The 16,973-nt window shown below is 70.9% G+C and carries 13 protein-coding genes and 2 pseudogenes; 1 reads left to right on the top strand and 14 read right to left on the bottom strand.

From position 1 onward, the window contains the following. From AOZ53_RS13050 to AOZ53_RS13000, 11 genes and pseudogenes are all read right to left on the bottom strand, one after another. A pseudogene (locus AOZ53_RS13050) lies at positions 1-596 on the bottom strand (hypothetical protein); the annotation flags it as partial. Between the two features lie 8 nt (positions 597-604). Beyond that, a pseudogene (locus AOZ53_RS13045) lies at positions 605-1,536 on the bottom strand (family 2A encapsulin nanocompartment shell protein). 76 nt (positions 1,537-1,612) lie between these two features. After that, complete coding sequence (epsC, locus tag AOZ53_RS13040) at positions 1,613-2,542, bottom strand: serine O-acetyltransferase EpsC (RefSeq protein ID WP_054488103.1); 930 nt, start codon at positions 2,540-2,542, stop codon at positions 1,613-1,615. Position 2,543: 1 nt separating this feature from the next. Further along, positions 2,544-3,038: a rhodanese-like domain-containing protein gene (locus tag AOZ53_RS13035; RefSeq protein ID WP_054488102.1), complete on the bottom strand. Its 495-nt coding sequence runs from the start codon at positions 3,036-3,038 to the stop codon at positions 2,544-2,546. Positions 3,039-3,173: 135 nt separating this feature from the next. Further along, positions 3,174-4,856 carry a dipeptide ABC transporter ATP-binding protein gene (locus tag AOZ53_RS13030; RefSeq protein WP_054488098.1) on the bottom strand — a complete coding sequence of 561 codons (1,683 nt, stop codon included), beginning with the start codon at positions 4,854-4,856 and terminating at the stop codon, positions 3,174-3,176. Further along, on the bottom strand, positions 4,853-5,749 hold the full coding sequence (locus tag AOZ53_RS13025) for an ABC transporter permease (protein ID WP_054460608.1): 897 nt from the start codon (positions 5,747-5,749) through the stop codon (positions 4,853-4,855). The genes AOZ53_RS13030 and AOZ53_RS13025 overlap by 4 nt, the downstream gene beginning before the upstream one ends. A gap of 28 nt (positions 5,750-5,777) precedes the next feature. Continuing rightward, entirely contained in the window at positions 5,778-6,728 is a 951-nt protein-coding gene (locus AOZ53_RS13020) for an ABC transporter permease (RefSeq protein ID WP_054460605.1), read from the bottom strand. A 6-nt stretch (positions 6,729-6,734) separates the two neighbouring features. Continuing rightward, on the bottom strand, positions 6,735-8,354 hold the full coding sequence (locus AOZ53_RS34690) for an ABC transporter substrate-binding protein (protein WP_054488096.1): 1,620 nt from the start codon (positions 8,352-8,354) through the stop codon (positions 6,735-6,737). A 41-nt stretch (positions 8,355-8,395) separates the two neighbouring features. Beyond that, positions 8,396-9,547 (bottom strand): NAD(P)/FAD-dependent oxidoreductase, encoded by a 1,152-nt coding sequence (locus AOZ53_RS34685; RefSeq protein ID WP_054488094.1) that lies wholly within the window; start codon positions 9,545-9,547, stop codon positions 8,396-8,398. Positions 9,548-9,583: 36 nt separating this feature from the next. Beyond that, positions 9,584-10,672, bottom strand: coding sequence for an NAD(P)/FAD-dependent oxidoreductase (locus AOZ53_RS13005; protein WP_197286480.1), 1,089 nt, complete (start codon positions 10,670-10,672; stop codon positions 9,584-9,586). 142 nt (positions 10,673-10,814) lie between these two features. Beyond that, positions 10,815-11,939, bottom strand: a complete 1,125-nt coding sequence (locus AOZ53_RS13000; RefSeq protein WP_054488089.1) for an agmatine deiminase family protein — start codon at positions 11,937-11,939, stop codon at positions 10,815-10,817. Between the two features lie 130 nt (positions 11,940-12,069). Here AOZ53_RS13000 and AOZ53_RS12995 point away from each other — a divergent pair, with 130 nt between their 5' ends. Further along, positions 12,070-12,942, top strand: coding sequence for a LysR substrate-binding domain-containing protein (locus AOZ53_RS12995; protein WP_054488087.1), 873 nt, complete (start codon positions 12,070-12,072; stop codon positions 12,940-12,942). Positions 12,943-12,966: 24 nt separating this feature from the next. Here AOZ53_RS12995 and AOZ53_RS12990 read toward each other — a convergent pair whose 3' ends face one another. From AOZ53_RS12990 to AOZ53_RS12980, 3 genes are all read right to left on the bottom strand, one after another. Further along, positions 12,967-15,345 (bottom strand): TonB-dependent receptor, encoded by a 2,379-nt coding sequence (locus tag AOZ53_RS12990; protein ID WP_369816817.1) that lies wholly within the window; start codon positions 15,343-15,345, stop codon positions 12,967-12,969. Positions 15,346-15,507: 162 nt separating this feature from the next. Then, positions 15,508-16,494 (bottom strand): FecR family protein, encoded by a 987-nt coding sequence (locus AOZ53_RS12985; RefSeq protein WP_054488085.1) that lies wholly within the window; start codon positions 16,492-16,494, stop codon positions 15,508-15,510. Next, positions 16,481-16,973, bottom strand: a 493-nt coding sequence (locus AOZ53_RS12980) for a sigma-70 family RNA polymerase sigma factor (protein WP_054488083.1), incomplete at its 5' end; no start/stop codon positions are given. The genes AOZ53_RS12985 and AOZ53_RS12980, both read right to left, overlap by 14 nt.

The raw sequence follows: 16,973 nt of genomic DNA, 5'->3' as shown, positions 1-16,973 counted from the left end.
CGGGCGGGCACGGCCAGCCCGGCCAGATCGTCGCTGACCGCCGTGGCGCCCAGCACCGTTCCCGGCCGCGCCGGATGACCCTGCCCGCCCTCCAGGAAATAGTAGGGGATGGACTCCCCTGCCCCAGCGTCGGGCCGGACCGTCGTCGCACCGGGCGCGATCCCGGTGGCGCCCGCGCCGAAGCGCGGCTCGTAGGCCGGCACCGCCGTCACCACGTTGTCGGGCAGGCCGTTGCCCGCCTGCGCGTGCGGCAGCAGCGCCGGCGCGCGGTGCGCCAGCGATGGCAAGGGCGCTGGCGAGGCCGGCGCCAGGTTGGCGCCGGGCGCCAGCCCCTGCGGGATCGGCGTGCCGGGCACGCCCGGGCCCAGTCCCGCGGGGCTGACCAGCGGCGAGCCGGGCGGCGCGACGTTGACCGGAGCCTGCACCCCGGGCGGGACCGGCGCCGGCAGGTCGGCTGGCGCCGGCCGCCCCGGCAGCGCCGTGAAGAAGGCATTGGCCAGACGCGCCAGCACGTCCGGATCGATGGGCGCTTCCGGCGCGCCCGGCACGCCGCCGGCCAGGGCGGCGAAGCTTGGAGAGGAATCGGCGACAGCCATCGTGCGGCCTATTTGTAGGTGTCGGGATAGTCGTGGTACTTGCCGATCTCGACATCGTCGAGCACCGCCAGCGCGTCGTCGGCCAGCAGCGCCAGCGAGCAGTACAGCGAGATCAGGTAGGACGCGATGGCATGGTTGTTGATGCCCATGAAGCGCACCGACAGGCCCGGGCTCTGTTCGCCCGGCAGGCCCGGCTGGTACAGCCCGACCACGCCCTGGCGCTTGTCGCCCACGCGCAGCAGCAGGATCTTGGTCTTGCCATCGGCCACCGGCACCTTGTTGGACGGAATCAGGGGAATGCCGCGCCAGGTGATGAACTGCGAGCCGAACAGGCTGACCGTCGGCGGCGGCGTGCCGCGCCGCGTGGCTTCGCGGCCGAAGGCGGCGATGGCCAGCGGATGCGTCAGGAAGAAAGCCGGCTCCTTCCAGACCTTGGTCAGCAGCTCATCCAGGTCGTCGGGCGTGGGCGCGCCGGTCAGCGGGAAGATGCGCTGCTCCTCCGTCACCTGCGACAACAGGCCGTAATCGGGATTGTTGATGAGTTCGCTTTCCTGGTTTTCCTTGATGGTCTCGATGGTCAGGCGCAGCTGTTCCTTGATCTGGTCGTGCGGGCTGCTGTAGAGGTCGGAGATGCGGGTGTGCACGTCCAGCACGGTGCTGACGGCGTTCAGGAAATACTCGCGCGGCTGCTCCTCGTACTCGACGAAGGTGCGCGGCAACTGGTTCTCGGCTTCGCGCGCGGTGCACGTCACCTTGATGTTTTCGGGATTTTTGACCTTGTTCAGGCGGTAGATGCCTGCTTGACCGGCGCCCATTGCAGCAAATGCGTCAGCCAGCGCGGGCTGATGGTGGCAAGTTGGGGTACGGTCTTGGTCGCATTGGCCAACTGCCTTGCGCCGTTGTCGCCCAATGCGACGGTCCCGCCTACGGTGGCACTCATTGAAATCTCCGAAGTGAACAAACACGCAAACAACACAGACAAAAAGAAAGGGCCGAAGCCCCTGGGGAAATAGCGGTCAGGCGGCGCGCTCGCGCTGGCGTGCCTGGCCGGCGTCGGCCTGCGGCGTGCTGCGCGGGCCGGCCTGCGTGACGGTGGCGCCGGGCGCCACGTCGCTGGTGATCCAGACGTTGCCGCCGATCACCGCGCCGCGGCCCAGCGTCACGCGGCCCAGGATGGTGGCGCCGGCGTAGATGACGACCTCGTCTTCCACGATCGGATGGCGCGCCAGGCCTTTTTCCAGGTTGCCGTCGGCGTCGGTGGTGAAGCGCTTGGCGCCCAGCGTCACCGCCTGGTAGATGCGCACGCCGCGGCCGATGCGGGCGGTCTCGCCGATGACGACGCCGGTGCCATGGTCGATGAAGCAGCCCGGGCCGATCTGGGCGCCGGGGTGGATGTCGATGCCGGTTTCGCCATGGGCGATCTCGGCCGCGATGCGCGCCAGCAGCGGCAGGTCCAGCAGGTACAGCTGGTGCGCCAGGCGATGGTGGATCAGGGCGTGGATGCCGGGATAGCAGAGCAGCACCTCGTCCACGCTGCGCGCCGCCGGATCGCCGTGATAGGCCGCCAGCACGTCGCTGTCGAGCAGCCGCCGCACGTCCGGCAGCGCGGCGGCGAACCGCCGCACGATCGCGGCGGCGTGTTCATCGACGCCGGCATCGGCCGGCGCGTGACGCCGCAGCTCCAGCCGCGCCTGTTCCAGCAGGCTGCGCAGGGCCGCGTCCAGCGTGTAGCCAACGTAGAAATTCTCGCTTTCGTGGCGCATGTCGACCGGCCCCAGGCGCATGGGGAAAAGCGCGCGCTTGAACTTGTCGAAGATGTCGGCCAGCGCTTCGCGCGACGGAAACTCGCGTTCGCCTGGCTCGCGAGCGCGCTGTTGCGAGGTGCGCCATTGGGCGCGGATGCCGTCCAGGGCGCGCACCACGCCCTCCAGATCGAAGGCCGCCATGTCAGTCCTGCACCCAGGGCAGGCCGCGATGGCGCCAGCCGTCGCTCAGGCCGCGGTGCTGGTTGGCGTCGAGTTCGCCTTCGAAGCCCTCGAAGACGTTGAAGACCGCCGAGAATCCCGCCTTGGCGGCCGCCTCCGCCGCCAGCGCCGAGCGCTTGCCGCTGCGGCACAGCAGCAGCACCACGGCGTCCTTGCCGCCGGCGCTGGCCACCTTGGCCTCCAGTTCGCGCACGAAGCGCGGGTTGCGGGTCAGGCTGGTGCCGGTGGCCCAGGGCACGTGCACCGTGCCGGGGATGTGGCCGACGAATTTGCGCTCTTCCGCCGAGCGCACGTCCACCAGCACCGCGTCGCCGTTCTGCGCCAGCGTCCAGGCGTCCACGGGCGAGACGCCGCCGGCATAGGAAAGGTGCTGGTCCAGCGCCGCGGCGCGCGCCTGCTCCAGGGAGGCAGGCAGGATCCGTTCGGTGACGGCGGCTTCGGGGGTGTCGTAGCTCATGGCGCAAGGGCCTCCAGGCTGGCCGCCAGAACAGGTGGCGGCGGAATCCACAATCTAGGCCTAAAGCGGCGAAATCCAAATGAATAAAAAGTCGGAAATTAACAACCGCGAGTTGTGTAGCGGCCGCGCGGGCGCTCAGGCCACGGCCGCCGCGTTGGCCGGCGGGGCCGGCGCCGCCGCGCGCTGGCCGGGACGGGCGGCGAGCAGTTCGCGCGTGTAGTCGTGCCGGGGCGACGTGAACACCTCCTCCACCGCGCCCTGCTCCACCAGCGCGCCCGCCGCCATGACCGCGACCCGGTCGCTGATGTGGCGCACCACTTCCAGGTCGTGCGAAATCAGCAGGTAGGTCAGGCCTAGGTCTTCCTGCAACTGCTGCAGCAGGTCCAGCACCTGCCGCTGCACCGCCACGTCGAGCGCCGAGACCGGCTCGTCCAGCACGATCAGGTCGGGTTGCAGCGCCAATGCGCGGGCGATGGCCACGCGCTGCCGCTGGCCGCCCGACAGCGCGGCGGGCCGGCGCGTCGCCAGGGCGCGGTCCAGCGCCACCTGGTCCAGCAACTCCAAGGCGCGGTCGCGCCGCTCCTCGGGCCGGCCGATGCCGAAGGCGCGCAGCGGTTCGGTCAGGATGTCCTCGATGGTGTAGCGCGGGTCGAGCGAGCCGTAGGGGTTCTGGTGCACGAACTGGATCCGCCGGCGCAGCTGGCGCAGCGGCTCGCCCCGGAGCGCGCCGATATCGCGGCCGCTGAACCGCACCTGGCCGGCGCTGGGCGTCTCCATGCGCACCACCATGCGGGCGGTGGTGGATTTGCCCGAGCCGGACTCGCCCACCAGCGCCAGCGTCTGGCCGCGCGCGATCTCGAACGACACGTCGCGCACGGCCTGCAGGCGCTGACCGCCGGCCAGCGCGAAGGTCTTCGCCAGGCCCTGGACCGCCAGCAGCGGCGGCGTGGCGGGCGCGGACACCGCCGGCCGCTGGCGCGTCGATGCGCCCGGTCGCGCCGCCAGCAGCGCCTGGGTGTAGGCGTGGCGCGGCCGCTCGAACACGTCGCCCGCGCCGCCCTCCTCCACGATCTCCCCGTGCCGCATCACGATGACGCGGTCGGCGCGCTCGGCCGCCAGCGCCAGGTCGTGCGTGATCAGCAGCACCGAGGTGCCGTTCTCCTGTTTCATCAGCGCCAGTTGGTCCAGGATGCGGCGCTGCACGGTCGCGTCGAGCGCGCTGGTGGGCTCGTCGGCGATCACCAGCCGGGGCCGGCAGGCAAAGGCGATGCCGATCAGGACGCGCTGGCGCATGCCGCCCGAGAGTTCGTGGGGATACTGCCGGGCGCGCAGCGCCGGCTGCGTCAGGCCGACCTGGTCCAGTATCTGCACGGCGCGCTGGCGGGCATTGAGGCGATCGGCCAGGCCGTGGATGCGCAGCACCTCGGCCACCTGCTCGCCGATCCGCATGGCCGGGTTCAACGCGACGCCGGGATCCTGCGGCACCAGCCCGATGTGCGCGCCGCGCAGCCGGCTCCAGGCGCGTTCGCCGGCCCGCGTCAGGTCTGCTCCCTGGAAATGGATGGCGCCGCGCAGGATGCGCGCGTCTTCCTGCAGCAGGCCGATGATGGCGTGCGCGGTGGTCGACTTGCCGGAGCCGGACTCGCCGACGATGGCCAGCACCTCGCCGGGGTCCACGTGCAGCGACACGCCGCGCACGGCGTGCGCCCATTGGCGCCCGGCCTGATAGGCCACGTGCAGGTCGCGCACGGCCAGCAGCGGCTGCGCCGCCGTTTCGCCGCGTTGGACGGACAGCGCCGTCACTGTGTTCAGGTTCATCGTGCCCCCCGCAGGCGCCGCCGTTCAAAGGCCTTGCCCAGACTGTTGGTGGACAGCACCACCAGGATGATCACGCCGCCCGGCATGGCGGTCAGCCACCAGGCGCGCACCAGGTAATTGCGCCCTTCCGCCACCAGCGTGCCCCACTCGGGCGCGGGCGGCGCGGCGCCGAAGCCCAGGAAACTCAGCGCCGATACCGCGAGGATGGCGGCGCCCAGTTCCAGGCCCGCCAGCACCAGCACGGGGCCGGCGGCGTTGGGCACGATGTGGCGGCGCAGCACCGAGAACCAGCGCTCGCCGCTGCCGAAGGCCGCCTCGACATAGGCATTCGCCTTGATCCGCAGCACTTCGGCCCGCATCAGCCGCGCGAAGGTGGCGATGGTGGCCACGCCGGCGGCCAGCGCCACGTTGACGGTGCCGAAGCCCAGCACGGTGATCACCATCAGCGACAGCAGCAGCGACGGAATCGCCAGCAATACGTCCACCACGCGCATCACCGCGTCGTCCACCGCGCGGCGCGAGAAGCCGGCCAGCAGGCCCAGGCAGCAGCCGGCGGCCAGGCCCAGCGAGACGGCGATGACGGTCGCCTTCAACGACAGCGCCGCGCCGTGCACCACTCGCGCATAGACGTCGCGGCCCAGGTAGTCGGTGCCGAACCAGTGCGCCAGGGACGGCGGCCGCAGGCGCAGCGCCACCCGGGTCTCGAATGGACTCTGCGCGGTGAACAGGCCCGGAAAGAAGGCCCACCCCAGCGCCACGGCCACCACGGCCAGCGCCAACAGCAACAGCGCCGCGCGGCGGGCGTCGCCCAGCCGCGCGCGCCAGCCGTCCGGCACGGCCGGCATCGCGGCGGCGGACGGCGCCGGCGGGGCCAGGGAATGCAAGGTGCTCATGCGAGTCTCCTATGGGCGTGAACAGGCGCTAGGCCGGCGATCGCGGCGCGGCGGCGATGCGCGGATCGAACAAGGGGTACAGCAGGTCCACCGCCAGGTTCACCACCACATAGACCAGCGTCGACAGCACTACCAGGCCCTGCACCATGGGAATGTCCTGCGCCTGCACCGCGATCTGGGTCAGGCGGCCGATGCCGGCGCGCGAGAACACGGTTTCGGTGACGACCGATCCGCCCAGCAGGTGGCCGGCGCTCATGCCGACCAGCGTCAGCGCGGGAATGGCGGCGTTGCGCAAGGCGTGCCGCAGATGCACCCGGCGGCGCGACGCGCCCTTGGCGTAGGCGGTGTCGATGTAGCCCTGCCGCAGCGCGGCCGACAGGCTCTTGGCCAATACCTGGGCGATCGCGGCGCCGGTGGGAATCGCCAGCGTCAGGGCGGGCAGCACCAGCGAGGCGAAGCCGGCGTTGCCGGTCGCCGGCAGGAACGGCCAGCCGAAGGAAAAGCACTGCAACAGCACCAGCCCGATCCAGAACGACGGGATGCTGACGCCCAGCGGCGGCAGGCACAGCAGCAGTTCGGCCAGCCAGGGCCGGCGCGTGTAGGTCGCCGCCAGCGCCACCGCCAGTCCCAGGACCAATGAGATCAGCAGCGCCAGCGCGGCCAGCGCCAGGGTCTGGGGCAAGGCCCGCAGCACTGTCGTGGCGACGTCGTGGCCGTTCTCGATCGAGATGCCGAAATCGCCGCGCAGCGCCCGGCCCAGGCCGTTGACGTACTGCGCCAGGATCGGCTGGTCCAGCCCGAAGCGGCTGCGCATCTGCGCCACTTGCGCCGGGTCGGCCAGCACGCCCTCGCCGCGCGCATCCAGCATGATGGCCACCGGATCGCCCGGCAGCACGTAGAGGATCAGGAACGACACCGAGAACGCGGCCCACACCACGAAGACCGCCTGCCCCAGGCGCGACAGCAGGTAGCGGCGCATGCTGGCTTACCGGGCAGCCGCCAGCCAGGTGTCGTGCAGCACCGGCCAGCGCGGCGTCGACAGCCACAGGCCGCGCACGTCGGGCGCCACCGCGAAGACGGTATTGCTCTCCTTGATCGGCACCGCGTAGCCCTGGTCGATGATCAGGTTCTGCACCTGCGCCACCAGGTCCTTGCGCCGGGCCGGGTCCACCGCCACGCTCTGCTGGTCGAGCAAGGCATCGAGCGCCGGCTCGGCCGCGCCCAGGCCGCGGCCGAACTTGCTGGAGAACGCGGCCAGGATCACGTCCGGATCGGGGCGAGTCAGGTCCGACAGCCGCAGGTCGTAGTTGCCCGAGCGGATCACGCCGCCGATCTCGGCGTCCGAGCGCAGGTTCAGGCGCAGGTCCACGCCGATCCGGGCCAGTTGTTCCTTGATGAGTTCCAGCGTCGGCGTGTAGCCGGGAAAGCTCCAGGTGACGCCAACCTGCAAACGCTGTCCGTCGCGGCTGCGGATGCCGTCCTTGCCGGCCTTCCAGCCGGCCCGTTCCAGCAGCGCCCGCGCGGCGTCGGGCCGATAGGCCAGCTTGGCCGACAGGTCGACATAGCCCGGCACCGTGGTCGAGACCACGCTGGTGGCGGCCTTGTCGTATTCGGTATAGAGCGCCTCGATGATCTCGGCGCGGTTCACGCCGATCACCAGCGCCTGCCGCACTTCGGGGTGCGACAGGACCGGGCTGGCGATGTTGGGGTACAGCGTGATGCCGATGCCGCCGGCCGAGCGCGCGACCACGCTGGCGCCCGCGGCCTTGACCCGCTGCACGTCCTCGGTCGGGATTTCCTCGATCGCGCCCACCTGGCGGCTGATCAGCGAGCCGACCCGGACGCTGCCTTCCGACACGGTCTGGAACGTGACCTGGTCGAGCCAGGCCGGCCCCTGGTGCTCGGCGTTGGGCGAGGCCCACTGGTAGTCGGCGCGGCGCTTGAGGACGATGCGGTCGTTCTTGACCACCTGCGCGATCACGAACGGGCCGGTCCCGATCAGCGCGCCCTGGCAGCGTTCTTCCGGCGTTTTGGCGAGCGTGGCGGGCGCCAGCGGCGCCAGGGTCTTTTCGGTGAGGGCCTGCAGGAAGCCGGCCTTGGGATGGTCGAAGCGCAGCGCCACCGTCAACGGGTCGAGCACGTCGGCGCCCAGGTAGCCGGTCAGGTAGCCGGAGGCCTGCGGCGCCCGCCCTTCCCTGGCGTACACGGCCAGGGCATCGAAGTTGGCTTTGACGCTGGCGGCATCGAAACGCTCGCCATTGCTGAACGTCACGCCGTCGCGCAGGCGCAGCACCAGCGTTTTGCCCTCGTCCTGGTAGGTCCAGCGGGTGGCCAGCCACGGCACCACCTCGCCGGTGCGCTTGTCCTGGTCCAGCAAGGCGTCCAGCGCCTGGCGGCTGGCGTTCTGGGCGCGCGCGCTCTGGGCCAGGTCCAGGCACGGCGGAAAGGAACTTTGCGCGATCGTCAGCGCGCCGCCGGCGCGCGGCGCGGGATCGGCGGCCTGCGCCGCGGCGCTGGCCAGCAGGCCGGCCAGCGCCAGCGCAATGGCGGCCACCGGCGACGGGCGGCGCGGCGCGGCGGTCGGAATGAAGGAGGTAGCGAACACGATGAACCTTGCAGGGAGAGTCGGAGGAAACCGCGAACCGCCTACAGGCGGAAGCGCGCGGCGCCGAACGGATCCAGGACCGCGGGCCGCTTGCCGCTGGCGAGCCAGGCGGCCACCGCTTCGGACACGGCGGGCGCGATGGCGAACCCGTGGCCGCTCCAGCCGGTGGCGTAGTACACGCCCTCCTGGCCCGCCACCTGGTCGATGATCGGGATCTGGTCGACCGAGCTGGAGTCCGCGCGGCTGGCGTCCAGCCGGGTCACGACGGTGTCGGTCGCGGTGATGGGAAAGGTCGCCGTCAACGCCGTCAGGCTGGCGCTGAGGGTCGACAGGTCGGTGTTGCCGATCTCGGTCGCATCGTCCCAGCGGCCCACGGCGCCGCCGGTCACGGTGATGTGGTCGGCGTCGGCGCGCTTGATGGAGAGCGTGCGGTTGCTGTGGTTGATCAGGTAGTCCAGCTTCAGTTCGCGCGACACGCGCAGTTGCGCCACCTGCGGGTTGAACGACCAGATCGGCAGCCGCAGCCCGAAGGCGTCCGCCAGCAGCTTCGGCACCTGCGTGTTGGCGGCCAGCACCACCGCGCGCCTGGCGGCGAATTCGCGCCCGTCCGCCAGCCGCACCGATGCGGGCCGCGCGCCCGCGGCGCGCACCTGGCGCACGTCGGCGCCCTCGATCAGCGCGGCGCCATGCGTCACGGCCGCCGAGGCGAAGGCGCGCGTGGCGACCGTATGGTCGGCGATGCCATCGTTGGGGCTGTAGAGCGCGTAGATGACCTTGTCGGAGACGTGGGGCAGCTTCTCGCGCACGCCGGCCGCGTCCAGGATCTCGGTGCGGGCGCCGAAGGCGTTCTGCACCGCGGCGCGCGCTTCCAGGGTCACGCGGCCGTGCGTGCCGCCCACGCGCTCCAGTTCGCCCAGGCTCAGGCCGCCCAGCGGCTCGAAGCCGCTGTCGGCGCCGAGTTCGCGGGTCAGCGTAGGCCATATTTGCAGCGCCCGCACGGCCAGGGGCAGTTCGCGCAGGTCGCGGTTGTTGGCGCGCACCCCGCGGTGGCCGGGGCCGCCGGAGGCGCCGCTGGCGACGGCATGGCGCTCCAGCAGGGTGACGGAATGGCCGGCTCGCGCCAGCGTCCAGGCCAGCGAGGCGCCGAAAATGCCGGCGCCCACGATGACATAATCGCTCGAGACTTCACTCATGATGATCCAGGAACAGGTACGGAGAAATGGGACGCGTCAGGCCGCGAAGCGCGCCGGCCGGAAGTCGGCCAGCAGCGGCGACGGCGTGCCGTCGATGATCTCGGCGGCCAGCAGTTCGGAAAGAATGGGCGCGAGCGTGGCCGCGCTGTGGCTGAACGCCACCGACAGGCCGCCGATGTCCGCGACATCGCCCGCCACCGCCCGCTGGTCGCCGGGGATGGGACGCAGGCCGATGCCGGCCTGGACCTCGGTGAAGGCGGGACGGCCGGCCAGCCAGCGCGCGGCCGCCGCGGTGACGGCGTCGATCACGTCCGGCGTGACCGACCAGCCGCGCTCGTCGTCGCCGGTGACGCGGGTGTCGGCCCAATCGGCATGCAGCGCCAGCAGGCCATCGGCGCGCGGCCGGATCGCGATGTCCGGCGCGCGCAGCACGGCTTTGGGGGCCGCCACGCTGGCCCGCGCCGTCACCAGCAAGGCGGTATTGGTCTGCGCCGGCAGCTCGATGCCCACCTGCCGCAGCAAGGCGGGCGTGCCCGCGCCGGCGGCCAGCACCGCGCTGTCGGCGTCCAGCGAGGTGCGGCCATCGACCTGCACGCCCGTGATCCTGCCCCCGGCCACGCGCAGCAGCGGCGGCTGCGTCAGGGTCACGAACTGGCCGTCGCGCGCGGCGATGCGCCGGCGCAGGACATGGAGGTATTCGGGCAGGTCGACCCAGCCTTCGCCCGGCGTGTGCACCAGCGCATGGCCGTCGAGCGCGGCCCTGTCCAGCGCGGGTTCGAGCCGCGCCGCCGCATCGGCATCGACCCAGGTATTGCCATAGCCCGACTGGCTCAGCGCCTCGGCGCGCGCCTGCAGCAGCTCCCGCTTGTCGGCGTCGCGCCAGGTCAGCGAACCGTCAAAGCGCAGCCATGGCGCGCCGGGCCCGGCCAGGGTCCGGTAGCGGTCCAGCGACAGCAGCCGCAGGCGCCGGTAGCTTTCCGGCGCCGCGCCGAACGCGTTGAGCCACGAATACGACCGCAGCGACGCGGTCCGGTGATCCAGCGGCGGCGCGGCCACCACCACCCGCGCCCCTCGCTCGGCCAGCTCGGCCGCGACACTCAACCCCAATACGCCGGCACCGAGCACGACGACTTTCCTTACCGCTGGCATCAAACACATCCTTCGACCACGACTTGATTGCCACCCATTCTGGGCAAGCATCCGTGGCGCGCCAACGATGGAATACGTATATCAATATCGGTTTTCCGCGCGCGGTGGCGAAGGCGTTTCAGACCGCCGGCAACTGATGCGTCACGCAGTGGATCCCGCCGCCGCCCGAGGCGATCGCGTCGATGTCCAGCTGCACCACGTCGCGGCCGGGATACAAGGCGCGCAGCAGGTCACGCGCCTTGCCATCGGCGCGGGCATCGCCGAACTCGGGCGCGATCACGGCGCCGTTGATGACGAAGTAGTTGATGTAGCCGGCGGCGAAATCGTCGTTGTCTTCCTGGTAGACGCTGGCCCGGGGACGGCGCGGCGGCGACAGCGTGTGCAGCTGCAGCCGGTTGCCGTCGGCGTCGGTGGCGGACCGCAGGATCTCCAGGTGCGCGCGGGTCACGTCGTAGTCGTGCGAGTCCGGATCCTCCTCCAGGTTGGCGACCACCACGCCGGGCCGCGCGAAGCGGGCGTAGAAGTCGACGTGGGCGTCGGTGATGTCTTTGCCCTTGATGCCCGGCAGCCAGATGATCTTGCGCAGCCCCAGGCAGAACTTGAGTTCCTCCTCGACCTCGGCGCGGCTCCAGCCCGGATTGCGGTTGTCGTTGACCCAGCAGCTTTCGGTCATGATGCCGGTGCCGCGGCCGTCCACCTCGATGCCGCCGCCCTCGCCCACCAGCTCGCTGCGCACGTGGCGTGCGCCCGTCTCCCTGGCCGCCCGCCCGGCCAGCAAGGCGTCGGCCGCGTGCCGCTGCTTGTCGCCCCAGCCGTTGAAGTTGAAGTCCATCGCGGTCAGGCCACCCTGTCCGTTCACCAGGAAGTTGGCGCCGATGTCGCGCATCCAGATGTCGTCGAGCTCGGCCGCCAGATAGGTGACGTTGGCGTCGCCGCAGTGGCGCCGGGCCAGCGCCGTCTCGGCCTCGCGGCAGAACACGGTGACGGGCTGGTAGCGCGCGATGGCGCGCGCGATGCGTCCCTGCGCGGCCTGCACATCGGGCGTGAAGTCCTTCCAGATCGCCGGCTGCGCGCCGAAGGCGATGAAGGCCCGGGCCTGCCGATCGGCTTCGTCGGGCATGCGCCACTGTCCGCCGGCGCCCGCCCGCGCGGGGCCCGCGGCCAGCCCGAAGCCGGCGGCGGCAAGCGCCTGGCCCGCGGCGAGCGCGGAAAGCTGTTTGACGAAAAGGCGGCGGGTAAACATAAGCAAATCCAATCAGTGTGAAAACGAGGGGGAAATCGGGCCTGCGACCCATGAATGCATCGTAGAGCGCGCCGGACACCGCCAACAAGCGATATATTTAGCGGACATCTGATTAGATTTACTTATCAATATGCTTAAACAATGGCCCCCGTTGAATGTGTTGCGCGGCTTCGAGGCGGCGGCGCGGCTGGGCAGTTTCCACAAGGCCGCCGACGAGCTGCACCTGACCCAGTCGGCCATCAGCCAGCAGATCCGCAGCCTGGAAACCTATCTGGAGCAGCCGCTGTTCCTGCGCCAGGGGCGCAGCGTGACGCTGACCGACGCCGGCGTCGACCTGCTCGGCACCACCCAGGCGATGCTGCTGCAACTGGCGACGGGCATCCGCCGCCTGGACCAGTACCGCAAGCCGAACCAGCTGATCGTCAACACCAGCCCGGCGTTCGCGCGCCATTGGCTGGTGCCGCGCCTGCAGGCGTTCCATGAGCGCCATCCCGAGGTCGATCTGTGGCTCTACACCAGCGATGAGGCGCCGGACATGGCGACGCAGACCATCGACATCGCCTTGCGCGACGATATCGGCCCGCAGGCCGATTGCGATTTCCGCGTACTGTGCGAGGACCGGCTGTACGCCGCCTGCCATCCGCGCCTGCTGGCGGCCGATCCGGCGCAGCGGGTGACCCTGCACGGCGAACGCGAGATGGACTGGAGCTATTGGCGCATGCAGGGCGGCGCCGACGTCGGCCAGCGCGACAGCGGCCTGAACTTCTCGGATCCGGGGCAGTTGCTGGACGCCGCCAGCCAGGGCCTGGGCATCGCCCTGGTGGCCGCGCTGCTGGCGCGGCGCGCGTGCGAGGACGGCCTGCTCGCGCCGATGACGCCGCAGACCGTGCGCGGCCCGACCTGGCGCTGGCTGGTGCACTGCGACAGCCGCAACGCGCTGGCCGCGGGCTTTTGCGCCTGGCTGTGCGAGAACCTGGGGGTGGACTGGCAGCCCTGGCGCTGAACGCCGCGCCCGGGCTCGTCCGGCCTACCAGCGATGCTGGTAGGTCAGGGTCAGCACCGTGCCCGGGGCCGGCAGGCGGCTGGTATTGGTGCTGGTGCGCATCAGCTGGCTGTAGAGCGGGTAATAGTCGCGGTTGAACAGGTTCTCGACGCCGACGATCAGCGTGTCCTTCGGCGTGACCTGGTAGCGGCTCATCAGGTCCACCGTGAAGTAGCTGCCCACGTCGCGGCGGCCGAAGCTTTCGACGCCGTCCAGCCGGTAGTCCTTGCCGCCGAAGTAGTTGGCCTGGATGCGGTTGTTCCAGCGCTCGTTCGGCCGGTACTGCAGGTACGCGGTGAGCTTGAGCGGCGGGATGCGGTAGCCGGTCATGTCGCGCCATTGGCCGTTGTCGGGCCGCTCGCGCCCCTTCATCCAGGTGAACGTGCCGCCCGTGCCCCACTTCTCGTCGTCGGTCAGGTAGTCCACCGTCGCCTCGATGCCGTGGATGCGCTCTTCGGTGCGCGTCAGGATCAGGCCGTTATTGAAGCTCTGCACATCGCCCAGCTTGGAGGTGGTGTAGAACAGCGCCAGCGACGCGGTCGTGTTGCCCACCCCGCCGCGCCAGCCCAGCTCGTAGTTGTTGGTCTTGACCGGCTGCAGGTCGGACGAGCCGATGTCGAAGCCCGGCCGCGCGTTGCGCATCTGCACGCCGATGTCCGGCAGCTGGAAGCCCTGGCTGAAGTTGGCGTACAGCTCCTGGCCGCGGACCGGCGCGTAGGTCAGGCCGGCATTGAACAGGAAGGCGTCGTAGCTGACCGAGCCGCCCTGCACCGAGGCCGGCGACGCCACCCGCGACTGCGACAGCGGCACGAAGTCGCCGAAGCGGGCCGTGGCGTACTCGTAGCGCGCCCCGCCCTGCACCGACCATTGCTCGTTGAAGCGGTGCTCCAGCTGGCCGAAGATGCCGGTGCTGCGCGAGGTCAGCTCGGGCATGTAGGTCAGGCGGCCGGTCTTGCGGAACACCCGGCCGCCGCTGGCGTCGTAGGCGGCCGCGTCGAACACGTCGATCGGCATGTCGCTGCGTTCCTGGTTGAAGTCCATGCCCCACAGCAGTTTCGATTGCTCGCCCAGCGGCGTGTCGATGGTGAGCCGGCTGCCGAACACCTTGCTGTTCTGCATGACCTGGTCGACGTTGCCGCCGCGCGTGACCACGGCGCGCGCGTCGAACGGCGTGAAGCGCGTGTAGTAGTCGCGGTAGTACATCTGCGCCGTGACCTTGCTGCCCAGCAGGTCCAGGTGCTGGTATTCCAGGTTCACCAGCGTGTTGCGGATCTGGTTCTGGTCCGCCAGATCCAGGCCGCTCATCGGCAGCGCGCGCGTCGTACCGGGCGGCAGCCGGCCGACCGAGGGATCGGAGGTGTAGTTGGAGTGCTGGTCGGCGTTGTAGTAGCTGGCCGACAGTTGCAGGCGCTGCTTGTCGTCCAGCCGCAGGCCGAGCTTGCCGCCCAGGCTGTAGATGTTGGAATCGAACAGGTCGCCCTGGCTGGGCTCGGGCGCGATGCGGCGGCCGCGCGCGTCATAGGAGGCGCCGTTGTGGCGCGCGCCCAGGTCCACCGCGTAGTCCAGCATGCCCTGGCTGCCGGCGAAATGCTGCTGCAGCTGGCCGCCCAGGCCGTCGCCGCCCAGCCGGCTCAGCGGGCTGACGGCGGTCACGGTGGTCTCGGCCACCGGTTCCCCGCCGGCCGGCCGCGTGGTGATGGAGACGATGCCGCCCGTGGCGCCGGCGCCATAGATCGAACTGCTGCCGCGCAGCACCTCGACGCGCTCGATGGTGGCCGGGTCGACGTTGGCGAGGTTGCGCGACGAGTCCCGGTTGGTGTTCAGCGGAATGCCGTCCACCAGCACCAGCACGCCGCGTCCGCGCAGCGTCTGGCCGTAGTCGGTCATGGTGCGGCTGGAATCGGCCATGCCCGGCACGGTCTTGGCCAGCACGGTGGCCAGGCCGTCCGAGCCGGTGCGCAGTTCCTGCAAGGCGTCGCGCTCCAGCACGATGGTCTGCTGCACCGGGCTCACCAGGTTGCTGGCCGTGCGCGAAGCGCTGACCTCGATCGGCGCCAGCACGGTGGCGGCGCCGGCCGCCTCGGGTTCGATGATGGTGGCCGAGCCTTCCTGCCGCAGCCGCAGCGGCTTGCCCTGCAGCAGCGCGGCCAGCGCCTGTTGCGGCGTCATGGATCCGGACAGCGCCGGCGCCGGCATGCCGGCCACGGTCTGGGGCGCATAGAAGATCTGCAGCCCATGCGTCTCGGCCAGCCGCTTGAGCGCCTGGTCGAGCGACTGCGCCGGCATGTCGATGACGACGGGCGCCGTCATCTGGGCGCTGGCCATCCCCGGGCCGAACGCCAGCAATGCCGCCATCGCGGCCATCGTCAGGCGCGCACCCACCGGCGCGCCTTGTCCCATTTTCTTGTGAACCACAGCTTCTGCTCCTGATCCGCTCTCGGTAGGCCCCATGCCCCACGGAATCAAGAAGAAGACGCAATACGGCGGGAAAACCTGAATGTCCGCGCCAACTATTTTGTAACAGCGTCAGCGCGCCGAGATTTCGCTGCGGCCGTCGGGCAGCTGGCGCACCCGCACCGGCAGGATGTGCGGCAAGGCTGTCAGGAAGGCGTCGGTGTCGCGGGTCTGGAACACGCTGGTCACGGTCAGATGCTCGACGCCCGGCCCCAGCACGATCGGCTGCTGGCGATAACGCGACACTTCCCGCGCCGCGCTGGCCAGGTCGGTATTGCTGAAGCGGATCTGGCCGCCGCGCCAGGCCAGCGTCGCGGCCACGTCGACGGGCCCGGCCCGGTCGGCCTGCCCCGCCGCGCCGATGCGCACGCCCTGCCCGGCCGTGACCGGCACGGCCGCCGCGTCGTGCGCGCCGGCCACCTTGACCGAACCCGACTCCACCAGCACCCGCATCTGTTCCGCGTCGCGGCGCACGTCGAAGCGCGTCCCGGTCACGGTCGCGGTGCCCAGGCCGGCGTCCACCACGAACGGACGGCCGGCGTTCTTCTCGACCGAGAACAGCGCCTCGCCCGCCACCAGCAGCACGCGCCGCTCGGCGTCGTCGAAGCGCACGCGGATATGGCTGTTGCTATTCAATTCGGCGCGGGAACCATCGGGCAGCGCCACGCTGCGCAGTTCGCCAACCTGTGTCTGGTATTCGGTCCAGCCCGCGCCGCGCGGCCACAGCGCCCAGCCGCCGACGGCGAGGATCGCGGCGCCCAGGCTCAAGGCCAGCGCGGCTCGCCGTCCGGAATGGGACGCGCGGCCCGGCGCTTCGGCCAGGGCCCGCAGGCGCTCGGGCGCGACGGCGTCCGCGGCCTGCCAGATCGATTCCAGCAGGCGGTACTCATAGGCGTGGCGCGGATCGGCCGCCAGCCAGTCGGCGCGCGCCTGTTCCTGCGCGGCGTCCCACTCGCCGGAATGGGCGCGCGCGAACCACCGCGCCGCCTCGGCGCGGATGGCGTCGGCGCCGGCCTCGCGGCCGGCCTGCCCGGGCGATGCGGCGTCAGTTGGGCGCATAAGCCCCCAGCCGCTCGCGCAGATGCAACGCGGTGCGAATCATGTATTTCTCGACCATGTTCTTGCTCAATCCCATGCGTTCGGCGATCTCGGCCTGCGTCAGGCCTTCCAGCCGCTGCCAGACGAACACCTGGCGGCACTTGAGCGGCAGTTCCGCCAGCGCCGCTTCCAGCGCCTGGCCCAGCTGGCCGGTGCGCGCCTGGGCCATCGGGTCGCCCAGCGGGCTGGCGTGGTCGGCAATGGTATCAAGCGGCACCCATTCCTGCCCGCCGTCGCGGCGGAACTGGTCGACGGCCGCGTTGCGCGCGGCCTGGTGCAGATAGGCGCGCGGCTGCGCCACCTGCGCCGGGTCCGTTTCCAGGCACTTGACCAGCGCGTCGTGGGCCAGATCGCGCGCGGCGTCGCGGCAGCCCAGCTTCCGGGTCCAGACCGCGAGCAGTTCTTCGTAATAGGCCAGGAAGCCGGATGGGCGGGACGAA

The sequence above is a fragment of the Achromobacter sp. 2789STDY5608621 genome (assembly GCF_001299375.1).
GTDB lineage: Bacteria > Pseudomonadota > Gammaproteobacteria > Burkholderiales > Burkholderiaceae_B > Achromobacter > Achromobacter insuavis.
This window is presented reverse-complemented; position numbering and strand designations above follow the sequence as displayed.

Excerpts from the sequence above, each read along its gene's own strand:
- epsC (WP_054488103.1), bottom strand. The coding sequence starts at position 2,542 with ATGGCGGCCTTCGATCTGGAGGGCGTGGTGCGCGCCCTGGACGGCATC.
- AOZ53_RS13035 (WP_054488102.1), bottom strand. The coding sequence starts at position 3,038 with ATGAGCTACGACACCCCCGAAGCCGCCGTCACCGAACGGATCCTGCCT.
- AOZ53_RS13030 (WP_054488098.1), bottom strand. The coding sequence starts at position 4,856 with ATGAACCTGAACACAGTGACGGCGCTGTCCGTCCAACGCGGCGAAACG.
- AOZ53_RS13025 (WP_054460608.1), bottom strand. The coding sequence starts at position 5,749 with ATGAGCACCTTGCATTCCCTGGCCCCGCCGGCGCCGTCCGCCGCCGCG.
- AOZ53_RS13020 (WP_054460605.1), bottom strand. The coding sequence starts at position 6,728 with ATGCGCCGCTACCTGCTGTCGCGCCTGGGGCAGGCGGTCTTCGTGGTG.
- AOZ53_RS34685 (WP_054488094.1), bottom strand. The coding sequence starts at position 9,547 with ATGAGTGAAGTCTCGAGCGATTATGTCATCGTGGGCGCCGGCATTTTC.
- AOZ53_RS13000 (WP_054488089.1), bottom strand. The coding sequence starts at position 11,939 with ATGTTTACCCGCCGCCTTTTCGTCAAACAGCTTTCCGCGCTCGCCGCG.
- AOZ53_RS12995 (WP_054488087.1), top strand. The coding sequence starts at position 12,070 with ATGCTTAAACAATGGCCCCCGTTGAATGTGTTGCGCGGCTTCGAGGCG.
- AOZ53_RS12990 (WP_369816817.1), bottom strand. The coding sequence starts at position 15,345 with ATGGCCGCGATGGCGGCATTGCTGGCGTTCGGCCCGGGGATGGCCAGC.
- AOZ53_RS12985 (WP_054488085.1), bottom strand. The coding sequence starts at position 16,494 with ATGCGCCCAACTGACGCCGCATCGCCCGGGCAGGCCGGCCGCGAGGCC.